This window comes from Niallia taxi (genome assembly GCF_004005475.1).
In the GTDB taxonomy this organism is placed as follows: Bacteria; Bacillota; Bacilli; order Bacillales; family Cytobacillaceae; genus Niallia; species Niallia taxi.
The window spans coordinates 1-1022 of record NZ_RZTZ01000056.1 but is presented as its reverse complement, the minus strand read 5'-3'; the positions used below and the strand labels follow the sequence as shown (position 1 = coordinate 1022).

Annotated in this window: 2 protein-coding genes; both read right to left on the bottom strand. The window is 33.9% G+C overall.

What is annotated here, in order from left to right:
• Positions 1–277: 277 nt before the first annotated feature.
• A complete protein-coding gene (locus tag EM808_RS28370) occupies positions 278–457 on the bottom strand; it encodes a hypothetical protein (RefSeq protein WP_127743159.1) in 180 nt (59 codons plus the stop codon).
• A 322-nt stretch (positions 458–779) separates the two neighbouring features.
• On the bottom strand, positions 780–1022 hold a 243-nt coding region (locus tag EM808_RS28365), incomplete at its 5' end, for a group II intron maturase-specific domain-containing protein (RefSeq protein ID WP_328590397.1).

The following is a 1022-nucleotide window of genomic DNA, read 5'->3' as shown; positions in this document are numbered from 1 at the left end:
ACCCTTCCGAGCGTTACCTCATCATTTGATTCTTCGATATAACCCTTCAGTTCCGAAAGGAACTGCCTAACCTTTACCGGAGTAATGTAACCATCCTCCATTTAACTAGGAACATTTCGCACCACTATCCTGCCCTGTTTGTGACATGGCAAAAGGCTTCTCCTCTATTAAAGGAAAGCCCTGCTTGAACCTATATGCTAATGGCGGCTGTTTAGAAAAAAACTTGTTAACTGGTAAATTTAAAAATGATTAACCACAACAATAATTTACGAATTTCTTAATAACTTTCTACACTTTTTACTTTTTTCTTATGCTTCGAATTCTTTATAGCGGTTCTAATGTTTCGTATCATCCCCATATTTTCCCCTGTATATACCCATATTAAAGTGTAGATAATTTGTTGAATCCCTATAACTAAAAAGGCACCTAGTATCAGTCCTAACATTAATGATGACATATAAAAATTCCTCCTTAAATCCGAATTCTTTCAATTGTAGATTTCTTTAATGGAACGAAGTCTTTCCTTTTTGTTTGATGGAAAACCGACAATTATTATTACTATACCTAATCCCATTAATACTAAGGAATTTGCAAGCATTTTGTCCCCCTTTAAGAGAAATAAATGATTATAGAATAATACGTTTAAATGAAATTTTGGTTTCATCTTCTTTCAATAGTCGAGTAGAAGAGAGCCTTTCTACCTTACGGTAAATTGTACTCTCCCCCCTCACAGAACCGTGCTTGCGCAATTAACGCACACGGCTCCTCCTAATTATCTTTTACAGAATATAGCTAATCTCTTTTCTTAATTCATAAATGTTTACTTTAATTATTGGAGTTGGAAGTGGAAACTTCTTTAGAAAGAGTCTAAATTTATCCCAGGTAAAGGATTTCCTCTGACTTCTTCTATTTAGCCATTTATATAGTAGTTCTTCAATCTTCTCTTTAAAACCGTTCACAGTTTGCGTATTGTCTGTAATGCAGTAATAGTTGTAATAACCTATAAGTGACCTTTTAAATCT

What these genes read in the sequence shown, in the direction of transcription:
- EM808_RS28370 (WP_127743159.1), bottom strand. Translation starts at nt 457, where the DNA reads ATGTCATCATTAATGTTAGGACTGATACTAGGTGCCTTTTTAGTTATA.